This is a genomic window from Pseudomonas sp. AFG_SD02_1510_Pfu_092 (assembly GCF_003331055.1).
GTDB lineage: Bacteria > Pseudomonadota > Gammaproteobacteria > Pseudomonadales > Pseudomonadaceae > Aquipseudomonas.
In genome coordinates, this window is record NZ_PUQD01000013.1 from 37,303 (window position 1) to 55,180 (window position 17,878).

General features: G+C 64.3%; 15 protein-coding genes and 1 tRNA gene. 5 read left to right on the forward strand and 11 right to left on the reverse strand.

The genetic code is table 11. The features are described from left to right. Window positions 1-7 precede the first annotated feature (7 nt). Entirely contained in the window at window positions 8-2,344 is a 2,337-nt protein-coding gene (locus C6A77_RS08595) for a TonB-dependent receptor (RefSeq protein ID WP_114169067.1), read from the reverse strand. Between the two features lie 192 nt (window positions 2,345-2,536). Between C6A77_RS08595 and C6A77_RS08600 the strand changes: the two genes are divergently transcribed. Beyond that, complete coding sequence (locus tag C6A77_RS08600; protein ID WP_114169068.1) at window positions 2,537-3,451, forward strand: LysR family transcriptional regulator; 915 nt, start codon at window positions 2,537-2,539, stop codon at window positions 3,449-3,451. A gap of 105 nt (window positions 3,452-3,556) precedes the next feature. On the opposite strand, the gene C6A77_RS08605 is transcribed toward C6A77_RS08600, so the two are convergent. Continuing rightward, window positions 3,557-4,462 (reverse strand): TauD/TfdA family dioxygenase, encoded by a 906-nt coding sequence (locus C6A77_RS08605; protein WP_114169069.1) that lies wholly within the window; start codon window positions 4,460-4,462, stop codon window positions 3,557-3,559. Window positions 4,463-4,499: 37 nt separating this feature from the next. Beyond that, complete coding sequence (locus C6A77_RS08610) at window positions 4,500-5,537, reverse strand: ABC transporter substrate-binding protein (RefSeq protein WP_114169070.1); 1,038 nt, start codon at window positions 5,535-5,537, stop codon at window positions 4,500-4,502. A 297-nt stretch (window positions 5,538-5,834) separates the two neighbouring features. Between C6A77_RS08610 and C6A77_RS08615 the strand changes: the two genes are divergently transcribed. Further along, window positions 5,835-7,436: an ABC transporter permease gene (locus C6A77_RS08615; protein ID WP_275937128.1), complete on the forward strand. Its 1,602-nt coding sequence runs from the start codon at window positions 5,835-5,837 to the stop codon at window positions 7,434-7,436. Then, on the forward strand, window positions 7,433-8,296 hold the full coding sequence (locus tag C6A77_RS08620) for an ABC transporter ATP-binding protein (RefSeq protein WP_114169071.1): 864 nt from the start codon (window positions 7,433-7,435) through the stop codon (window positions 8,294-8,296). The genes C6A77_RS08615 and C6A77_RS08620 overlap by 4 nt, the downstream gene beginning before the upstream one ends. Here C6A77_RS08620 and C6A77_RS08625 read toward each other — a convergent pair. From C6A77_RS08625 to C6A77_RS08660, 8 genes are all read right to left on the reverse strand, one after another. Beyond that, window positions 8,291-8,581, reverse strand: coding sequence for a gamma-butyrobetaine hydroxylase-like domain-containing protein (locus C6A77_RS08625; RefSeq protein WP_114169072.1), 291 nt, complete (start codon window positions 8,579-8,581; stop codon window positions 8,291-8,293). The two genes, C6A77_RS08620 and C6A77_RS08625, sit on opposite strands and share 6 nt — an antisense overlap. Beyond that, a complete protein-coding gene (locus tag C6A77_RS08630) occupies window positions 8,581-9,546 on the reverse strand; it encodes a HEAT repeat domain-containing protein (RefSeq protein WP_114169073.1) in 966 nt (321 codons plus the stop codon). The genes C6A77_RS08625 and C6A77_RS08630 overlap by 1 nt, the downstream gene beginning before the upstream one ends. Beyond that, window positions 9,543-10,394: an ABC transporter ATP-binding protein gene (locus tag C6A77_RS08635; RefSeq protein ID WP_114169074.1), complete on the reverse strand. Its 852-nt coding sequence runs from the start codon at window positions 10,392-10,394 to the stop codon at window positions 9,543-9,545. The genes C6A77_RS08630 and C6A77_RS08635 overlap by 4 nt, the downstream gene beginning before the upstream one ends. Then, entirely contained in the window at window positions 10,394-11,176 is a 783-nt protein-coding gene (locus tag C6A77_RS08640) for an ABC transporter permease (RefSeq protein ID WP_114169075.1), read from the reverse strand. The genes C6A77_RS08635 and C6A77_RS08640 overlap by 1 nt, the downstream gene beginning before the upstream one ends. A 16-nt stretch (window positions 11,177-11,192) precedes the next feature. Further along, window positions 11,193-12,599 carry an ABC transporter substrate-binding protein gene (locus tag C6A77_RS08645; RefSeq protein ID WP_114169076.1) on the reverse strand — a complete coding sequence of 469 codons (1,407 nt, stop codon included), beginning with the start codon at window positions 12,597-12,599 and terminating at the stop codon, window positions 11,193-11,195. A 122-nt stretch (window positions 12,600-12,721) separates the two neighbouring features. After that, window positions 12,722-12,967 (reverse strand): ferredoxin family protein, encoded by a 246-nt coding sequence (locus tag C6A77_RS08650; RefSeq protein WP_008096634.1) that lies wholly within the window; start codon window positions 12,965-12,967, stop codon window positions 12,722-12,724. Window positions 12,968-13,004: 37 nt separating this feature from the next. After that, on the reverse strand, window positions 13,005-14,729 hold the full coding sequence (locus C6A77_RS08655) for a fumarate reductase/succinate dehydrogenase flavoprotein subunit (protein WP_114169077.1): 1,725 nt from the start codon (window positions 14,727-14,729) through the stop codon (window positions 13,005-13,007). Further along, window positions 14,726-15,475: a GntR family transcriptional regulator gene (locus C6A77_RS08660; RefSeq protein ID WP_114169078.1), complete on the reverse strand. Its 750-nt coding sequence runs from the start codon at window positions 15,473-15,475 to the stop codon at window positions 14,726-14,728. The genes C6A77_RS08655 and C6A77_RS08660 overlap by 4 nt, the downstream gene beginning before the upstream one ends. A 195-nt stretch (window positions 15,476-15,670) precedes the next feature. Here C6A77_RS08660 and C6A77_RS08665 point away from each other — a divergent pair. Next, window positions 15,671-15,747, forward strand: a tRNA-Arg gene (locus C6A77_RS08665). Between the two features lie 160 nt (window positions 15,748-15,907). Continuing rightward, window positions 15,908-17,638 (forward strand): dipeptidase, encoded by a 1,731-nt coding sequence (locus C6A77_RS08670; protein ID WP_114169079.1) that lies wholly within the window; start codon window positions 15,908-15,910, stop codon window positions 17,636-17,638. The last annotated feature ends 240 nt before the right edge of the window (window positions 17,639-17,878 follow it).

A 17,878-nucleotide genomic window follows, 5' to 3' on the forward strand; every position in this document is an offset into this window, starting at 1 on the left:
CTTGTGCTCAGAAGTCGTAACGGGCGGTGGCGCCGAAGGTGCGCGGGGTGCCGAGCACGCCGGCATAGCCACCGTTGGCGGAGTTCCACAGGCTGGTGAAGTAGGTCTTGTCGCCGGCGTTTTTCACCCACAACGACAGGTCGACCACGCCGTCACCCTGGTCCAGGCGTACCCCGGCAGACAGGTTGACCAGCGCGTAACTGGGGATCTGGCCGAAATCGGAATCGTCGATGGTGCCCACCGCCTTCGAACGGAAGGCGTAGCTGGCGGTGACGTAGGGTTGGATGTGCTCGCTGGCCTGCCACTGGTACTGGGTGTTGAGGTTGGCGATGTACTTGGAGGCGCCGACCACCTGGTGGCCGGACAGGTCGCAGGTGGCGGTGGCATTGGCCAGGCTCACCTCTGGCGGGCACGGGGCGTCCTTGTATTCGGTGTAGCGCACATCGTTCCACGAGCCGTTGAAGTTGACCGTGAGGCCGCGGATCGGCAACGCGGTGGCTTCGAATTCCAGACCCCGCGAGCGCACCCGGCCGGCGTTGGCCAGGTATTGCACGCGGTTGATCTGGTCGTAGACGTTGGCCTGGTAGCCATGCACTTCGGCCCAGAACAGGTTGCTGTTGAGTTGCAGACGGCCGTCGAACAAGGTGCTTTTCAAGCCCAGCTCGGCGTTGTTGACCCGTTCGGTGCCAACCAGCAGCGAGTCGGTGCCCAGCCGTGGCGCGGCGCCGACGGTCAGGTTGATACCACCGGACTTCTCGCCGTGGGTCAGGGTGGCGTAGCCCAGCAGCTGCTCGTTGAAGCGATAGCTCAGGCCCAGCAGGCCCGAGGGGCTGAAACTGTACTGGTTGAGGTCTCCGGAATCGTAGGCACCCACCCTGCCCTGGCGCGCCGCAGCGGCAGCGCCGGTAACTGCCGCGCCACCTGTCGGCGCATCGCGGGTCACCCAGGCGCTCTTTTCTTCATAGGTGCCGCGAATGCCGGCGGTGAAGTCCAGGCGGTCGGTGAGGTGCCAGGTGCCTTGGGCGAACAGCGCGTAGCTGTCGGTATCGATATGGCCATTGCCGATGGTGTCGACGTTGGCCAGGGCGCCCGCCGGGGTGAGGTTCCAGATATCCGCCTGCGGCCCGTAATAGGTGAACGATTTGTTGTCCAGGTCCTGCTTGAAGTAGTAGGCGCCGAGCACATAGTCGAAGGCACCACCGGTGGGTGAAGCCAGGCGGATTTCCTGGGAATACTGCTTGTCCCGCACCGACACGCCGGCGCTGTAGAACACCGGTACATCGAGGCCGTCGTCGTTGCGCGGGGTGAAGTCCCACCAGCGGTAGGCGGTGATCGAGGTCAGGGTGAAGTCGTTGGGCAGGGTCCAGTTGGCTTCCACCGAGGTACCGCCCTGGAACACCGTCACCTGCTGGTCGGCGTCGAAGTTGACCTTGCGGTCCTTGCCCGACACCAGCGTCGCGCCCGCCTGGGCGGCCAGGCTTTCGTAGCGGTTGACGCCGTTGATGGTGGGGCCGGTGCTGTACAGGCTGAGGATGCCGTTGTTGGAATCCTCTTCGTTGTATTCGCCGATCCAGCGCAGGTTGAAGGTTTCGCTGGGCTTGAACAGCAGCTGGGTGCGAAAACCCTGGCGTTTGCCACCGTTGAGGTCATCGCCGTTGTGGATGTTCTTCACATAGCCGTCGTCTTCGGTGCGATAGGCGCTGATGCGCCCGGCGAGGGTCTCGCTGATCGGCCCCGAGAAGCTGCCCTGGGTCTGCAGGTAGCCGTCTTCGCCGATCGATTGCTGGACGCTGCCCTCGCGGTGGAAGGTGGGCTTGCGCGTGGTGATGTTGAGCACGCCGGCCGTGGTGTTCTTGCCGAACAGCGTGCCCTGGGGGCCGCGCAGCACTTCGAGTTGCTCGACATCCAGCAGGTCGAACACAGCCATGCCGGGGCGGCCGAGGTAGACGTTGTCCAGATAGATGCCAACGCTGCCTTCCAGGCCATCGCTGGCCGGGTTGTTGCCCAGGCCGCGGATCGAGATGCTCGACTGGCGGGCATGCACGTAGGCGACGTTGGTGCTGGGCACCAGCTGTTGCAGATCCTGCACGCGGTAGATGCGCTGGGTTTCCAGGGTTTCGCTATCCAGCACGCTGATGGGCGTGGGCACGCTTTGCGCGGTTTCTTCACGACGGCGGGCGTTGACCGTGACGGTGCCGAGCTTGGCTTCCTGTTCCAGCACCGGGGTGGCGCTTACCGGCTCTTCGGCAAAGCTGGCAGAAGACGCCGCCAGCAATACGCCGGCAGCCAAGGGTTGCAAGGTGAAACGCGACGCGCGCGCCGGCCAACGGGAAACTCCGGACATGCAAATGCTCCTTGAGGCATGGGCCCTGGCGAGCATTTCCGTTGGCGGAACCGAATCGCGGTCAGTCGGGCTTATATTCTTTTAAGAAATATAAATATTTGTAATTCATATTTTGTGGAATAAGTGACTCCCTTTATAAGGGGACTCGCCCTTGTCAGCAATTGCATTTGACCGAAGGTTTCAATGTAGAAAATGCATATCGATCTCCGTCAGTTGCGCCATTACATCGCCCTGGTCGAGCACCGCAGCTTCGTCGCCGCAGCGGCGGCGGTGAACCTGTCGCAATCGGCCTTCAGCCGCAGCATCCAGACCCTCGAGCACAACATCGGCTGCCGCCTGGTGGACCGCGCCAGCAAAGAGCTGGCGCCGACCCGCCAGGGCCTGCTGGTGCTGGAGCATTCGCGGCGGCTGGTGCATGGCGCGCACAACCTGGTCAATGAAATCCACCAGTTCAACGGCGCCACCACCGGGGTGGTGCGCTTCGGCTCGGGCCCGGCGCCAGCCGGTGGCCTGGTGCCACGGGCGGTGGCGCGCTTCGTTGCCGAGTACCCGGCGGCGCGGACCTGCTTTCAGGTGGATAACTGGCAGGCGCTGAACCGCAAGCTGGTTGCCGAGGAGATCGAGTTCTTCGTCGCCGACACGCGCCAGTTCGAGTCCGACCCGGACTACCAGGTGCACAAACTGGCGCCGCAGCGCTGGCATTTCTGCTGCCGCGCCGGGCACCCGCTGACCGGACGCGAGCGCGTGCAGGCGCGTGACCTGTTCGACTACCCGCTGGCGACTACCTTCCGCCCGCCGAACATCCGCAAGATCCTCAGCGACCTCAGCGGGCGGCAGGACTTTCTGCCGTCGGTGGAGTGCGAGCATGGTTATGCGCTGCTGAACGTGGTGATGCACTCGGACACCATCGGCATTGCCTGCAATGCCAATTTGCGGCCGTATCAGCGGGACGGTGGGTTGGTGCCGTTGCAGCTGGCCGACCTGACGCCGGAGCAGGAAGAGGCGTTCTACACCCGTTACGGGGTGGTGAGCCGGGTGGGGTATGGCTTGTCGCCGCTGGCCCAGGGGTTGGTCAGGCAGTTGATTGCCTGTGATACCGAATCCTGAAGGCTGGCTGCAGCCCCTGTGGGAGCGGGTTCACCCGCGAATGCGGCGGTGAGGCCGCCATCGTATTCGCGGGCGAACCCGCTCCCACAGGGCTCCTCATATCCCTCAACCCTTGCGGATAGTGCGGCTCAGTTGCCCATCCACCCCGACCGGCACTTCACCCGCCAGCGTCACCCGCCGCACCACCCGCGGCTGGGTCCCGTAATCATCCACCGCATAATGCTGCGTCGCGCGGTTATCCCAGATCGCCACATCGCCCGCCTGCCAGCGCCAGCGCACGGTGTTCTCCAGGCGCGTCACATGCCCCTGCAACACGGCGAACAGGTGCTGCGAATCGGCCAGCGAATAACCTTTGATGCGCTTCACGAAATGCCCCAGCTGCAGCACCCGCTCGCCACTGATCGGGTGCACGCGCACCACCGGGTGCTCGGTCTCGTACACGGTGGAGGTGAATACCTGGCGGTAGCGCTCCAGCTTGGCCGGGTCCACATCGGGCTTGAGGCTCGCATAGTCGTACTCGTTGCTGTGCACCGCCCACAGCTTGTCGGCCAGTTCGCGCAGCGGCTCCGGCAACTCCTGATAGGCCGCCGCCGTGTTGGCCCACACGGTATCGCCACCCGCGGCCGGCGCTACCACGCTGCGCAGGATCGACGCCTTGGGATAGGCGTCGACGAAGGTCACGTCGGTGTGCCAGGAATTGGCCCGCTGCCCCTCGGCGCCATCCAGCTGCAGCAGGTAGCTGGTGCCATCCACCACCGGCACGGTGGGGTGCGCGACCGGCTCGCCGAGCAGCTTGGCGAAGGCTTCCTGGCTCTGGTCATCGAGGTGGGTCTGGCCACGGAAGAAGATCACCTTGTGCTTCACCAGCGCGGCCTGGATGGCGTCGAGCGTGGCGGCATCGAGGTCGGCGGACAACTGCACGCCGCGTATCTCGGCGCCGATACGGCCGGCAACCGGGTGAATGTCGAGTTCGAGGGCGTGTGGCACGGTGGCCAGGGCGGCATTGCTCATGGTCGTGGTCCTTGCGGTCATTGGCGGGTTTCGGGGTTCAGCGGGCGGCCTGCACGGCCTGTTCGTGTTTCAGTGCAGCATCGAGAAAACGCGGTTCGATCCAGTCGGCCACCTGGAAGCCACGGCGGATCAGGCGCTCCTTGGCCGCCAGGTCCACGCCTTGCTGCAGTTGGCCGACGAAGCCGGCATCCAGCCGAGGGTCGAAGTAATGGGCGAGGTCTTCCCTGGCCAGGTCGTCGCTGAGAATGCTGCGCGGCCAGTTGGCGTTGCTGGCCACCAGGTCGATATAGGCCTGGCGGTTATGTTCGTCGCGTAGCCAGGCGCTGGCCTGCTGCTGGGCATTGACCAGGCGCTGGACCAGTTCGGGGTATTGGCGGATGAAGTCGCCGGTACCCAGCAGCACGGCCTGGGTACTGCCGGCGCCTTCCAGGTCACGCGAGTTGACCGGCAACTCGACCAGCCCGCGCTCGCGCAGCGACAGCAGGTTGGACAGCCCCCAGGTGGCGTCGATCTGCCTGGCCGCCAGCGCAGCGTTGGCCGCGTTGAAGTCCAGGTTGATCACCTTCAGCTCGCGCTCGCTCAGCCCCTGGCTGGCCAGGGCGCTGGCAAATGACAGCTGGTTGGCGGTGCCGCGGAACACTGCCACGCGCTTGCCCTTGAGGTCGTGCAGGGTCTTGATGCCGGAACCGGGCACCACGCCCAGGTAGCTCTTCACCCCCCGCACGCCCGCCGACAGCACGCGGGTATCCAGGCCATTGGCCTTGCCAACGATGGCTGCCAGGTCGCCGAGGTAGGCGAAATCCGCCTGGCCGTTGGCCAACGCCTCGTTCACCACCGGCCCGGCGCCCTTGAAGAAGTGCCAGTCGATACGAATGCCGTCCTTGGCAAATTCCTTCTCCAGCAGCTGCTGCTCACGCAGCACATCGACCACGCCGCCGGCGCTGGGCTTGCTGCCGGCGCTGAGGTCGGGCACGGCAATACGGATGCTTTGCGGCTTGGCTGGCTCAGCCGCGTGGGCGCTGAGGGTGAAGGCCAGCCCGAGGGCGGTGATCAGGTGGCGCAGCGGGGTTTTCATGGCAAGGCTCCTTGGCAGGCTGCCACCGGCGATGGCCGGCGCTTTGGCCAGAAGCTAGGCAGGTCTGGTTAGAACCGCAAAAGATCAAAACTTCATTCGCTAGTAACCGATTTGCATAAACCAGGTGGGACGGGGGCCCCGGGCTGGCTTGCGAAAAACGCATGGAAAATATGAGGAAAACGCAACGGATAAGGACTTCCGCATGCAGAGAGCGCATGGTCTTATCTCTTGAACGTTACTTTGGAATTTTTTTTATTCCATAAGTGAATATTCTGGCAACGTTTCGAGAGATGGCCGATGAATGGAATTCTGAGCAGAGGTCGGGGTTGGTTTCGGGGGCCGCTGCGCGGCCCTATCGCGACGCAAGGCCGCTCCCACAAAGATCGCGCCAGCTTGCTGCCGTGGCTGTTGCCTGTGGTTATTGCGCTGCTTTGGGTGGTGGCCAGCCGAGAGCAGTGGATGAGCGAGCAGATTTTGCCGGCGCCGACACTGGTATGGCAGAGCGCGCTGGAGTTTGGCTCCGGCGAGCTGTGGGGGCACCTGTGGATAAGCTTGCAGCGGTTGTTCGGGGGGTTGGCGGTCGGCATCGGCACTGGTTTGCTTTTGGGCATCTGGCTGGGTGCTTCGCGACAGGCGCAGACGCTGGTGCTGCCAACCTTCGTGGCGCTGGCGCAGATCCCGACCTTGGCCTGGATCCCGTTGTTCATGCTGTTCTTCGGCATCGGCGAATGGCTCAAGCTGGTGGTGCTGGTGAAAGCGGTGGTAGTCCCCGTCACCTTGCACACGCTGGTCGGTGTGCGCGATGCCCAGCCAAAACTGCGCGAGGCCGCTGCGGTGCTGCGTTTGCCTCGCCACCTTCGCCTGCTGCGCGTGTTGCTGCCGGCCGCCCTGCCGGCCTTTCTTACCGGCGTACGCCTGGCCCTCGCCACCGGCTGGACCTCGCTGCTGGCCGTCGAGTTGCTGGCTTCCAGCGAAGGGATCGGCTACCTGATGGTGTGGGGGCGCCAGCTGTTCATGCTCGACCTGGTGCTGCTGTGCATCTTGGTGATCGGCCTGGTTGGCGCGCTGCTGGAGCGCGGGTTCTCTGCCCTGGAACGGCGCCTGTTGTACTGGCCGCAACCGGCCACGGGCGAACAGCAGCGCGGGCCGCTGCCACGCGGCTGGCAAAGCCTGCTGTTGCCATTGACGCTCCTGGCGTTGTGGCAGGCCAGCAGCAGCTTTGCCTGGGTCGATACGAACATCCTGACCTCGCCGCTCGAGGTACTGCATACGCTGCTGGCCGGCCTGGCCGATGGTTCCCTGCCGCAGGCCTTGCTGCTGAGCCTGCAGCGCACCCTGACTGGCCTGCTGCTGGGCGGCAGCGCAGGCCTGCTCGGCGGTTTGCTGCTGGGGCTATGCACCCCCGCCGAGCGGGTCTTCGGGCCCAGCCTGTCGGCCTTGCGCCAGGTGGCGCTGTTCGCCTGGGTGCCGCTGCTGACCGCCTGGTTCGGCCTGGGCGAGGGGGCCAAGCATGTATTCGTCGGCCTGGCCGCGTTCTTCCCGCTGCTGATCGCCACCCAACGCGGGATCGCCAGCCTTTCGCCGCAGCTGGGCGAAGCGGCCCGCACCCTGCGCCTGAACCTGTGGCAACGCCTGCGCCTGCTGGTGCTGCCCGGCGCGGCCCCGGCAATTTTCGCCGGCTTGCGCCTGTCACTGATCTACGCCTGGCTGGGCACGATCGGTGCTGAATACTTCATGCCTTCGGACGGCGGTATCGCCAGCCTGATGATCGGCGCCCAGCAACTGTTCCGCATGGACCAGATAATGGCCGCCATGCTGTTGATCGGCCTGGTCGGCGCCCTGCTCGGCACCCTTGGACAACGCCTCGAATCGCGCGCCACGCGCTGGAGAACCGCATGACTGCATTCAATACCTCGTACCTGCGCGCGGCCAACCAGCCCGACGCCACCCCGCCCCTGGTCAGCTTCGAGGGGGTTGGCAAAGTGTTCCGCGTCGATGGTCAGCCGCTGGAGGCCATCCGCGACTTCAACCTGTCGATCAACCAGGGCGAGTTCATTGCCATCGTCGGCGCGTCCGGCTGCGGCAAGTCCACCTTGCTGCGCCTGCTGGTGGGGCTGGACACCGATTACAGCGGTAGCATCCGCATCGACGGCCATACCGTCAGCGGCATCGGCGGCGAGCGCGGTATCGTGTTCCAGGAACACCGGCTGTTCCCCTGGCTGAGTGTGGAACAGAACATTGCCCTGGGCCTGGTCAACGAACGGCTCACTCAGGGTGAGCGCGCGCGGCGGGTACACGAGTTCGTGCAACTGGTGGGGCTGGCCGGCTTCGAGTCGGCCTACCCGCACCAACTGTCTGGCGGTATGGCCCAGCGCGTGGCGATTGCCCGCGGCCTGGTGGCCAGCCCGCGCATCCTGCTGCTCGACGAGCCGTTCGGCGCGCTGGATGCGCTGACCCGCCAGCAACTGCAGGACGAACTGCTGGCCATTCGCGAACGTGCCGGCATCACGGTGCTGCTGGTTACCCACGATGCCGAAGAAGCCACTTACCTGGCCGACAGGGTGGTGGTGCTGGAGCCGCGCCCGGGCCGGATCAAGTCGGTGGTGCAGATCGACCTGCCGCACCCGCGCTTGCGCACCGGTGCAGCGTTGCACGGCCTGCGCGAAAAGGTCTTGCACCAGATTACCGGCGACGGCGGCTACCTGCCGCCGCCAGCGCGCCGGGTGGAAGGCCTGCGGCCCGAATTGATCGCGCTATAGCTGTAGCGACTGACCGAGATCGCGCAAGTATTGCCAAGGATAGATGCCCCGCTCATGCCCATCGCTGAACAGCAGCTGCACGCCATAGCCCTGCATGACTACCTGTTCCACATGCACATCGGCGCTGACCAACGACAGCCGCCCTTGCAACCTGGCAGCCCGGCATTGCGAGCAGGGGCAGGCGCCGCGTAGCCGGGCATGGCTGAACACCAGCTCGGCATCGGCCCACTGCAAGACCAGTTGCCCGGCCCCACGCTGGTTGCGAATCGCGCTCGGGGCTGCCATCAGGCCACCCCGCGCAACTGCGCCAGGGCGATACGCACCGCCTTGCGCACTTCTGGATCGCTGTCGGCCTCGGCCGCCTGCAACGCCGGCAAGGCACCTGCCTGGCCCAGTTCGCCCAATGCCAGTGCAGCTTCCTTGCGCAGGTTGGCAATGCCGTGGCCAAGCAGCGCCACAAGCGCCTCCAGCGCTGCGGCATGACGCAGCCGGCCCAGCGAGCGCGCGGCACGCAGGCGCACCTGCCAGAAGCTGTCGCCCAGCGCTTCGACCAGCGCCGGGCCGGCCTGGGCATGGCCAACCTTGCCCAAGGTGGTGGCCGCTTCTTCACGTACTTGCCAGGCGTGGTCATTCAGCGCAGCGAACAAGGCGGGCAACACAGTGCCGTCACGGGCCAGGCCCAAGGCGCCGATGGCAGCACGGCGTACTTCGGTATCCGGCTCGCGTTCAGCCAGCAACGCCAGTGCCGGCAACGCCGGTTCATGCTTGAGCCAGCCGAGAATGCCGACCGCTTCGCGGCGCACAGCTGCGTCCGGGTCCTGCAACGCTTGCAGTGCGGGTTGGGCAGCGTCCTCCAGGCGCAATTCGCGCAACGCTCGCAGGGCACTGGCGCGGACGAACGCATCGGCATGGGCGGCCCACGGCAGGATCAGTTGCCCGGCCTCCTGGCTCTTCAATTCGCTGAGGCTCTGGGCCGCAGCCAGGCGCACTGCTTCGGCGCTATCGGCCAACGCCGCGCACAGCGCCTGGATAACCTCGGGTTGTTCCCAGGCCTCCAGCAAGCGCGCGGCCTCGGCACGCACCTCGTCGGCGCTGTCGACCAGCAACGCGTCGGTCAGCCATGGCAGCGCCTCGGGGTCTTCCAGATCCGCCAGTTCGATCAGGGCGATTCGGCGCACACCGGCGTCGCCCGCCTCCAGACGCGGCAGCAGTTCAAGGACGTCGGGGTTGTCGGTGCTTCGTTCAGTCATAGCGCGATCCGTAATGGCAGGTGGTCGGTGCCTGGCAGGCCAAGCGGGGTCAGGCGCGGCAGTTCGCGGCCCTCTTCATGGCGCAGCAAGGCCAGGCAGTGGCGTTTGAGGTGGGTGAATTCGGGGCTGGTCAGCAGGCCGACCCGGCGTGGGCGGGGAAAGGCCAGGCGCAGGTCTTCGATAAAGCGCCCGGGGCGCGGGCTCATGACCAGAATGCGGTCGGCCAGGAACAGCGCTTCATCGATATCGTGGGTGACGAAAACCACGGTCGTGCGGATGCGCGTCCATACCTCCAGCAGCAGCTCCTGCATACGCGCGCGGGTCTGTGCGTCGAGCGCGCCGAAGGGTTCGTCCATCAGCAGCAGGCGCGGGCGGTTGATCAGCACCCGGGCGATCTCCGCACGTTGTTGCATGCCGCCAGACAGTTGGCTGGGCCAGCGCCCGGCAAAATCGGCCAGGCCGACCAGTTGCAGCATTTCATGCGCTTGCTGGCGCCGCTCGGCTTTGCCCAGGCCCTGCATTTTCAGGCCGAACGCCACGTTGTCGAGCACACTGCGCCAGGGCAGCAGGGTGTGGTGCTGGAACACCATGCCGCGCTGCGGGGATGGCCCGTCAATGGCCTGGCCGTCCACGCGCAGTTGCCCGTTACTGGGCGACAGGTGCCCGGCCAAGGCACCGAGCAAGGTCGATTTACCGCAGCCGGAAGGCCCGAGGATACACACGAACTCGCCGGGCTCCACGGCAAAGTCCAGGCGCTGTACCGCTTCGAATGCCTCGCGGCCCTGGCCCAGGCAAATCGACACGCCTTGGCCATCGATGCGCCCAGGGGCCTGTTGATAACTGTTCATCAGGCAGCCCTCCGCGTGCGATACCAAGGCGTGGCCAATGCACCGAGACGCTTGACCAGGGCACTGCTGCCCATGCCAAGCACACCGATCAACAGCATGCCGACGATGATGTCCGGGTAGTTCTGCAGGGTGTAGGACTCCCACGTGTAATAGCCGATGCCGAACTGCCCGGAAATCATCTCGGCGGTTACCAGGCAGAACCACGAGGTGCCCATGCCGATGGCCAGCCCGGTGACGATGCTCGGCAGCGCGCCAGGCAGCACCACTTCCCGCAGGATTGCCCAACGCCCGGCGCCGAGGCTGCGCGCCGACGCCACCAGGCGCGGGTCGACCGCCTCGACGCCATGCACGGTGTTGAGCAGGATCGGGAACAGCGCGCCGGTGAAGGTGATGAACACCATCGACAATTCCGACGACGGGAACATCAGGATCGCCAACGGTATCCACGCCACCGCCGGGATTGGCCGCAGCACTTCCAGGGGCGGTAGCAGGAGGTCTTCGGCCCACTTCCAGCGCCCGATCAGCAACCCTAGCGCCACGCCCAGCAGCGCCGCAGCGACATAACCGGCAAACACCCGCGACAGGCTGCTGCCCAGGTGTGCCAGCAGTGCGCTGGAAGTGAGCAACTGCCAGGTCGCATCCAGCACCGACCTCGGCGTAGGTACATAGGTGAACGTCAGCAGACCAAGGTCCAGCTTCAGGCTGGCCGCCAACTGCCAGAACAGCAGGCAGGCCAGCAGCGAAACCAGGCGCACAGGCCAGCGCTTGAGCGTGCGGATCATGTGGCGGGCTCCTGGGTCAGCGCTGGGCAACCAGCTTCTGGTTGGCACTGACGAAGTCCAGCGCTTCACCGCCATGGGCCTTGGCGTACTGCTCGGCCTGGTCCTTGAGCAGGAACGCAGCCAGCTCACCTTTGGCGTTGCGGACGAACCAGGCCTGGTTGGCCAGCAACTTGATGCCACTGTCGGCAGCCTGGGCGTAGATGGCGCGGATATCCTTGCCCTCTTGCTCCAACTGGGCCAAGGCTGCCAACGCGGCTTGCGGCGATGCGTAATGGCGAACTTTGTCTTCACCGCGCACCCAGATTTGCGCCAGGCGGGTGAAATCGGTGATTGGCTTGCCGGTCAGTGCGTCATTGGCCTGAAGTGGCAGCGCAGCGTAATCGTGCAGCGCCTTTTCGTAGTCCAGGCCGGCTTGGGTGAAGGCGGCGCGGATGTACTGGTCGTCGATGAACTTGCTGGTGTCGAGCCCGCGGTCGGTCTTTTTCAGCAGCTTGAGGGTATCGATGGACGTCGCCACGGCCTTGCGGTACTCAGGCTTCCAGGTCAGGTCGCGGGTCTGCAGCCCGAGTGGGCCGTGGAACAGGTAGTTGACCTCGGCTTCGATGCCGGTGACCTTCTCGATCAACTCGCTGTACTTTTCCGGTTCGGCGGCGATCAGGCGGTTGGCTTCGAGGCTGGCACGCAGGTAAGCGGTCACCACTTCCGGATACTTGCTGGCATAGCCGGCATCGACCAGGGCGCCATGGAAGGTCGGCGCGTCAGCCTGGGCGCCATCGTAGATCTTGCGGGCAAAGCCGCGGTTGGGGAACAGTTCGGCGAACGGCACGAAGTCGGCGTGGGCCTCGATGCGGTTGCTGCGCAGGGCGGAGCCAGCGATTTCCGGCGCCTGGGCGATGATCCGCACATCTTTCTGCGGGTCCCAGCCTTGGGCTGCGACGGCGCGCAGCAGCATGCCATGGGCGGTGGAAGCGAACGGCACGGAAATGGTCTTGCCCTTGAGATCGCCAAGCGACTGCACACTGGACGCCGCCGGTACCACGATGCCGTTGCCGCTGCCATGCACACTGCCCGACAGCACACTGATGAACAGGCTGCGTTTGCCGGCATCCAGATGCGCAACACCATTGAACGAACCCGGGAAATCGGCCATCGCGCCGAAGTCGAGTTTGCCGGCAACCATCTCGTTGGTCAGCGGCGCACCGCTGGTAAAGTTCTTCCACTCGACCTGGTACTGGGCGTCCTTGTACTTGCCATCGTGTGGCAAGTACTTTTCCAGCAGGCCCAGCTCGCGGATCAGCAGGCCACCGGTGGCGCAGTTGATGGTGGTGTCCTGGGTGCCGATGGCGATACGGATGGTTTCGGCGCTGGCGTTGACACCAGCGAGCGCCAGCACGAGGCCGGCCACGGTTGCTACAAGGCGCATGAGTGTTTCCCCTCGAATCGTTTTGAGTTCTGGTGTCGTCTCCGCCACCGGGCCTGGGTGGTGGGAAACGAGGGGGCATTGCAGAAGTCGCGTCCGGAGGTTTACCGGATGGCGGAGATGAATCAGCGCAACAGGTACGGAATGTCGACCTTCACCGCGCCGGTGGGGCAGTCTTTTTCGCAGGGCATGCAGTACCAGCATTCGTCGAAGGCCATATAGGCTTTCTGCGTGGCCGGGTTGATCGCCAGCAGATCCATGGGGCAGACCTCGACACAGACGGTGCAGCCTTTTTCGGCGATGCACTTGTCTTCATCGATGGTTACCGGGGCGCTGCTGCGGAAGAAGATTTCCTGGGGCTGGTAAGCCATTTCACGGGTCCTTGGGGCCTTTGGCCCTCTGTTTTACTCAGGCAGCGTCGGCTTTCACCCGCAGCCGGTCATAGGCGGTCTGCTCTTCGGCATCCAAAGCGATCAGGTACGGCTCGACCGCTTTCTTGAAACTGGTCATTTCGCCGTTTTCGCCTTTTTTCAGGTGGCAATGGCAGAACCACTCGCCATCGTTTCGCTCGGGGAAATCCACCCGGTTGTGATAAAGGCCCCAGCGGCTCTCCTCACGGAACAGCGAGGCCCTGGCGGCCATTTCCGCGCAGTCGCGAATCACCGAAACTTCCATGGCCCGCATCAGTTCGTGAGGGTTGCTGGCCTTCATCTGGGCAAGGTCACGCTCGATCTCGGCAAAGCGCGCCAGGCCGATTTCCATCTTCTTGGTGACCTTCGGCGGCTGCAGGTAATCGTTCACCATCCGCCGCAGCTTGTATTCGACCTGGGCTGGCGGCAGGCCATGCTCGCGTTGCAGCGGGGCGAACACCCGCGCACGCTCGCGTTCGACCTGCACCGCATCGACCTCGGCGAACTCGCGCCCGGCCACGTACTGCGCCGCATTCACCCCGGCAAACCAGCCATAGGTGAAGGCCCCGAGCATGTAGTTGTGCGGCACGGCGGCCATGTCGCCGGCGGCATACAGGCCCTTGACGCTGGTCTCGGCCTTCTCGTTGACCCACACCCCGGAGGCCGAATGGCCCGAGCAAAAGCCGATCTCGGAAATGTGCATCTCGACCATGTGCTGGCGGTAGTCGGTACCGCGTCCGGCATGGAACTGGCCACGGCTGGGGCGTTCATTGCTGTGCAGGATCTGTTCGATGTTCTGGATGGTTTCTTCGGCCAGGTGGTCGAGCTTGAGAAACACCGGGCCATTGCCGCCTTCGAGCTCCTGGTGGAACTCCCACATCATTTGCCCGCTCCAGTAATCGCACTCGATGAAGCGCTCGCCTTTGCTGTTGGCGGTGTAGCCGCCCAGAGGGCCGGTGACGTAGGCGCAGGCCGGGCCGTTGTAGTCCTTGATCAACGGGTTGATCTGGAAGCATTCGAGGTTGGCCAGCTCGGCGCCAGCGTGGTACGCCATGGCATAGCCATCACCGGCATTGGTCGGGTTTTCGTAGGTGCCCATCAGGTAGCCCGATGACGGCAGGCCCAGGCGCCCGGCGGCACCACAGGCGAGGATCACCGCCTTGGCGCGGACCACACGAAACTCGCCGCTGCGGCAATCGAAACCCAGCACGCCAGCGGCGGCGCCTTCGTCGTCAAGCAGCACACGGGTGCAGACCATGCGGTTGCTGATCTCGACCCGCGCCCGCTTGAGCTGCCGGTACAACACCTTCTTGATGTCGTGGCCTTCGGGCATGGGCAGCACATAGGCACCCATGTGGTGAACCTTCTTCACCGCGTAATCGCCGGTTTCGTCCTTCTCGAACTTCACACCCCAGCGGTCGAGCTGCTCGATGGTCTCGAAGCTGTGGGTGGCATAGGCATGCACGGTGGCCTGGTTGACGATACCGTCATTGGCTACGGTGATTTCCTTGGTGTACTGCTCCGGCGTGGCGTGACCGGGGATGATGGCGTTGTTCAGCCCGTCCATGCCCATGCTGATGGCGCCGCTGCGCTTGACGTTGGCCTTGTCCAGCAACAGCACCCGCAGGTGTTTGTCCTGCTCCTTGGCCTTGATCGCGGCCATCGGCCCGGCGGTACCGCCGCCAATGACGATGATGTCGTAGTCCTGGGTCTGGATGCTCATGCCTTGCTCCCCTTCTGGCGGTCGATACGCAGGCGGTACTGGAAGGCATCGCCGCGGTAGTACAGGTGTTCGAAGTCCAGCGGGGTACCGTCGGCGGCGTGGGTCAGGCGCTCGATGCGCATGATCGGCGCGCCCTCTTCCACCTCCAGCGCCTGGGTCAGGTCGCTGTCGGCCAGTACCGCGTCGATCGCCAGGTCGGCATGGCCAAGGGCAATCCCGCAGTCGTTCTCCAGCAGCAGGAAGATGTCGCGGGTGACCAGGTCGGCCTTCTCCAGTTTTTCGCCGACCGCCTTGGGTAGCCAGGTCAGCTCCAGCGACACCGGCTCGCGGTTGATCAGGCGCACGCGGCGGATCTCGGTGACCAGGCTGCCTTCCTCGACCTGCAGGCGCGCCGCCACCACGGCATTGGCCGGCACATGGCGGAAGCTGCGCAGGCGGTTGATCACCTCGTAGCCCATCTGCGTCATCGATTCACCTAGGCCCTGCAAGGTCGTGACGTTCTGAAACGCCTTGGGCTTGGCGACGAAGGTGCCTTTGCCGTGGATCTTGAAGATCAGCCCTTCTTTCTGCAGGTCGCCCAACGCCTGGCGCACGGTGATGCGGCTGACGTCGAAGGCCTTGCCCAGTTCGCTTTCCGAGGGCATGCGGCTGTGCGGTGGATAGGTGCCGTCGAGAATGCGCTCGCGCAGCAGTTCCTTCAGCTGGGTATAAAGCGGTACCGGGGACAGGGGAAGCAGTTCGGCCATGGTGTCTCTTCGCTGATCAGTGACTTGTTATAACAAGTTGTGACCGGAGAGTAGTCGGCATAAGCAGCTGTAAGGAAATACTGATATCGCATATGGATAGATGGATTTGCCTCTGGACCAGGCAAACGGGGAAAAACAGCCATAGATCAAGGCGATGGACGCCACCGACGCAGATGGGTATCATGCGTGCGCGTTGCACTCGTAGCTCAGCTGGATAGAGTACTGCCCTCCGAAGGCAGGGGTCGTGGGTTCGAATCCCGCCGAGTGCGCCATATCAAAAAGCCCTGGGCCTGCGCCCAGGGCTTTTTCGTTTGTGCGACATGTCGCGTTTCTGGCACTCCCGTGCCAGGGGTCATTGGTGTTAGCGTGGGCGTCTTCCCGTTTCCCGACGGGTAACCCACAACAATGATTGGCGAAGGAATGCGCACAACCATGTACCTGAAAAAACTCACCGCCACTACCCTGCTGCTGGCCAGCATCGGCCTGTTCACCCAGCCGGCCCAGGCCAACCTTACCCAGCAGCAGTCCGCTGCCATCGTCAAAGCCTTCGACGGCAGCGACCCGAGCGATTTCAAGCAATTCCTCGGCAAGCTCAAAGGCAACGACCTGGCCAAGGCCGACAACCTCGAGGCAACCCTCGATGCCTACCTGGCCGGCAAGCCATTGGCCGCCGAGCAACAGAACGAAATCAACCGCCTGCTCGGCCTGTACACCCGCATCAAGTACGGCAAGGCCGCCAGCGAGACCCTGCGTGAACTGGTGGCCATCCCCACCTTCAACGTCGAGGGCACGCCGCAGCACGAGAACCCCGAGTTCCTCAAGATCGCCGACAAGATCAAGGCCCTGGCCGACAGCTTCGGCCTGGCGTTCCGCAACATCGACAACCGGGTCTACGAGATTTCGCTGGGCAGCGGCAAGGAAGTGATCGGCATTCACGCCCACGCCGACGTGGTGCCGGTCAACCCGGACAACTGGAAGCTGGCCGATGGCACGCGCCTGGACCCGTTCAAGGTCACCCTGGTCGGTGACCGCATGTACGGCCGCGGCACCGAGGACGACAAGAACGGCATTGTCGTGGCGATGTACGCATTGAAAGTGGCCAAGGACGAGAACCTGCCGCTGGCCCGGCAGTTCAAGCTGCTGATCGATACCACCGAAGAAACCAGCGGCGATGCCATTCCCTACTACTTCGAGCGCAACCCGACCCCGGATTACAACCTGGCCCTCGATGGCGGCTACCCGGTGGTCATCGCTGAAAAAGGCTACGGCACGGTCATGGCCAGCTTCAGCAAACGCCCGGCCAGTGGCCAGGGCGCAGAAATCGTCAACCTGACCGGCGGCCTGGCCACCAACCAGATCCCGACCACCTCGGTGGCGACCTTGACCTCCGATAACCCGGCAGAACTGGCCAAGCGCCTGCAGCAAGCCGGCGCCAAGTACGTGAAAAAGCATGGCGGCGATTTCAGCATCGACGCCAAGCCTGAAGGCAAGAATGTGCTGCTTACGGTGACCGGCGTTTCCGCCCACTCTTCGGAGCCGGAGTCTGGCGTCAACCCGGTAGCCCGCATGCTCGACTTCATCAACGGCCTGGGCAAGCAGGTACCACTCAAGCACAACCACTTCACCGATGCGGCCCGCTATGCCACCGACAACTGGGGCCTGGACTACCTGGGCAACAAGCTCGGCATTGCCTACAAGGACGCGTTCATGGGCCCGCTGACCGCCTCGCTGACCTTTGTCGGGGTGGATGACAAAGGCCTGAAGCTGGCGGTGAACCTGCGCATTCCCAAAGGCAAAGCCATTGCCACGATCCAGGACGAGCTGGCCGACAAGCTGGGCAAATGGACCCGCCAAAGCCACACCTCGGTGGCCTTCGACTACAGCCTGGACGAGCCGATGTACCGTAACCCTGAAGGCGAATGGGTCAAGGCCCTGCTTGCCGTGGCTACTGAAAACCTGGGCATGAAGCACGAGTTCGGCACCTCGGCCGGCGCCACCTCGGTGCATGACCTGCCCAACGGCGTGCAGTTTGGCCTGGCCATGCCGGATGTGAAGTACACCGGGCACAACGACAACGAGTTCAAGACCGTGGAACAGTTCATGCTGGACCTGCAGGTAGTGAGCGAGATGGTCGCGCGGATCGGGCAGTTGCCGAAGCTCTGATTGGTGGTGACGGTCTTCGCGGCTAAAGCCCACAGGTATTGCACAAGGCCCACAGGCCACACCAATCCTGTGGGAGCGGGCATGCCCGCGAAGCAGGCGGCGCGGTGGATGGCACCGGCTGCGCCGATGTTCGCGGGCGCGCCCGCTCCCACAGAGTTGGCGCCAATGTTTCAAAATTGAGCAAGCAGTTGCTCCCACCAGAGATAGCGCAGTTTTCAAAGGCGGTGTAATTCCTGTGGG

Excerpts from the sequence above, each read along its gene's own strand:
- C6A77_RS08595 (WP_114169067.1), bottom strand. The coding sequence starts at position 2,344 with ATGTCCGGAGTTTCCCGTTGGCCGGCGCGCGCGTCGCGTTTCACCTTG.
- C6A77_RS08600 (WP_114169068.1), top strand. The coding sequence starts at position 2,537 with ATGCATATCGATCTCCGTCAGTTGCGCCATTACATCGCCCTGGTCGAG.
- C6A77_RS08605 (WP_114169069.1), bottom strand. The coding sequence starts at position 4,462 with ATGAGCAATGCCGCCCTGGCCACCGTGCCACACGCCCTCGAACTCGAC.
- C6A77_RS08610 (WP_114169070.1), bottom strand. The coding sequence starts at position 5,537 with ATGAAAACCCCGCTGCGCCACCTGATCACCGCCCTCGGGCTGGCCTTC.
- C6A77_RS08615 (WP_275937128.1), top strand. The coding sequence starts at position 5,835 with ATGAATGGAATTCTGAGCAGAGGTCGGGGTTGGTTTCGGGGGCCGCTG.
- C6A77_RS08620 (WP_114169071.1), top strand. The coding sequence starts at position 7,433 with ATGACTGCATTCAATACCTCGTACCTGCGCGCGGCCAACCAGCCCGAC.
- C6A77_RS08625 (WP_114169072.1), bottom strand. The coding sequence starts at position 8,581 with ATGGCAGCCCCGAGCGCGATTCGCAACCAGCGTGGGGCCGGGCAACTG.
- C6A77_RS08630 (WP_114169073.1), bottom strand. The coding sequence starts at position 9,546 with ATGACTGAACGAAGCACCGACAACCCCGACGTCCTTGAACTGCTGCCG.
- C6A77_RS08635 (WP_114169074.1), bottom strand. The coding sequence starts at position 10,394 with ATGAACAGTTATCAACAGGCCCCTGGGCGCATCGATGGCCAAGGCGTG.
- C6A77_RS08640 (WP_114169075.1), bottom strand. The coding sequence starts at position 11,176 with ATGATCCGCACGCTCAAGCGCTGGCCTGTGCGCCTGGTTTCGCTGCTG.
- C6A77_RS08645 (WP_114169076.1), bottom strand. The coding sequence starts at position 12,599 with ATGCGCCTTGTAGCAACCGTGGCCGGCCTCGTGCTGGCGCTCGCTGGT.
- C6A77_RS08650 (WP_008096634.1), bottom strand. The coding sequence starts at position 12,967 with ATGGCTTACCAGCCCCAGGAAATCTTCTTCCGCAGCAGCGCCCCGGTA.
- C6A77_RS08655 (WP_114169077.1), bottom strand. The coding sequence starts at position 14,729 with ATGAGCATCCAGACCCAGGACTACGACATCATCGTCATTGGCGGCGGT.
- C6A77_RS08660 (WP_114169078.1), bottom strand. The coding sequence starts at position 15,475 with ATGGCCGAACTGCTTCCCCTGTCCCCGGTACCGCTTTATACCCAGCTG.
- C6A77_RS08670 (WP_114169079.1), top strand. The coding sequence starts at position 15,908 with ATGTACCTGAAAAAACTCACCGCCACTACCCTGCTGCTGGCCAGCATC.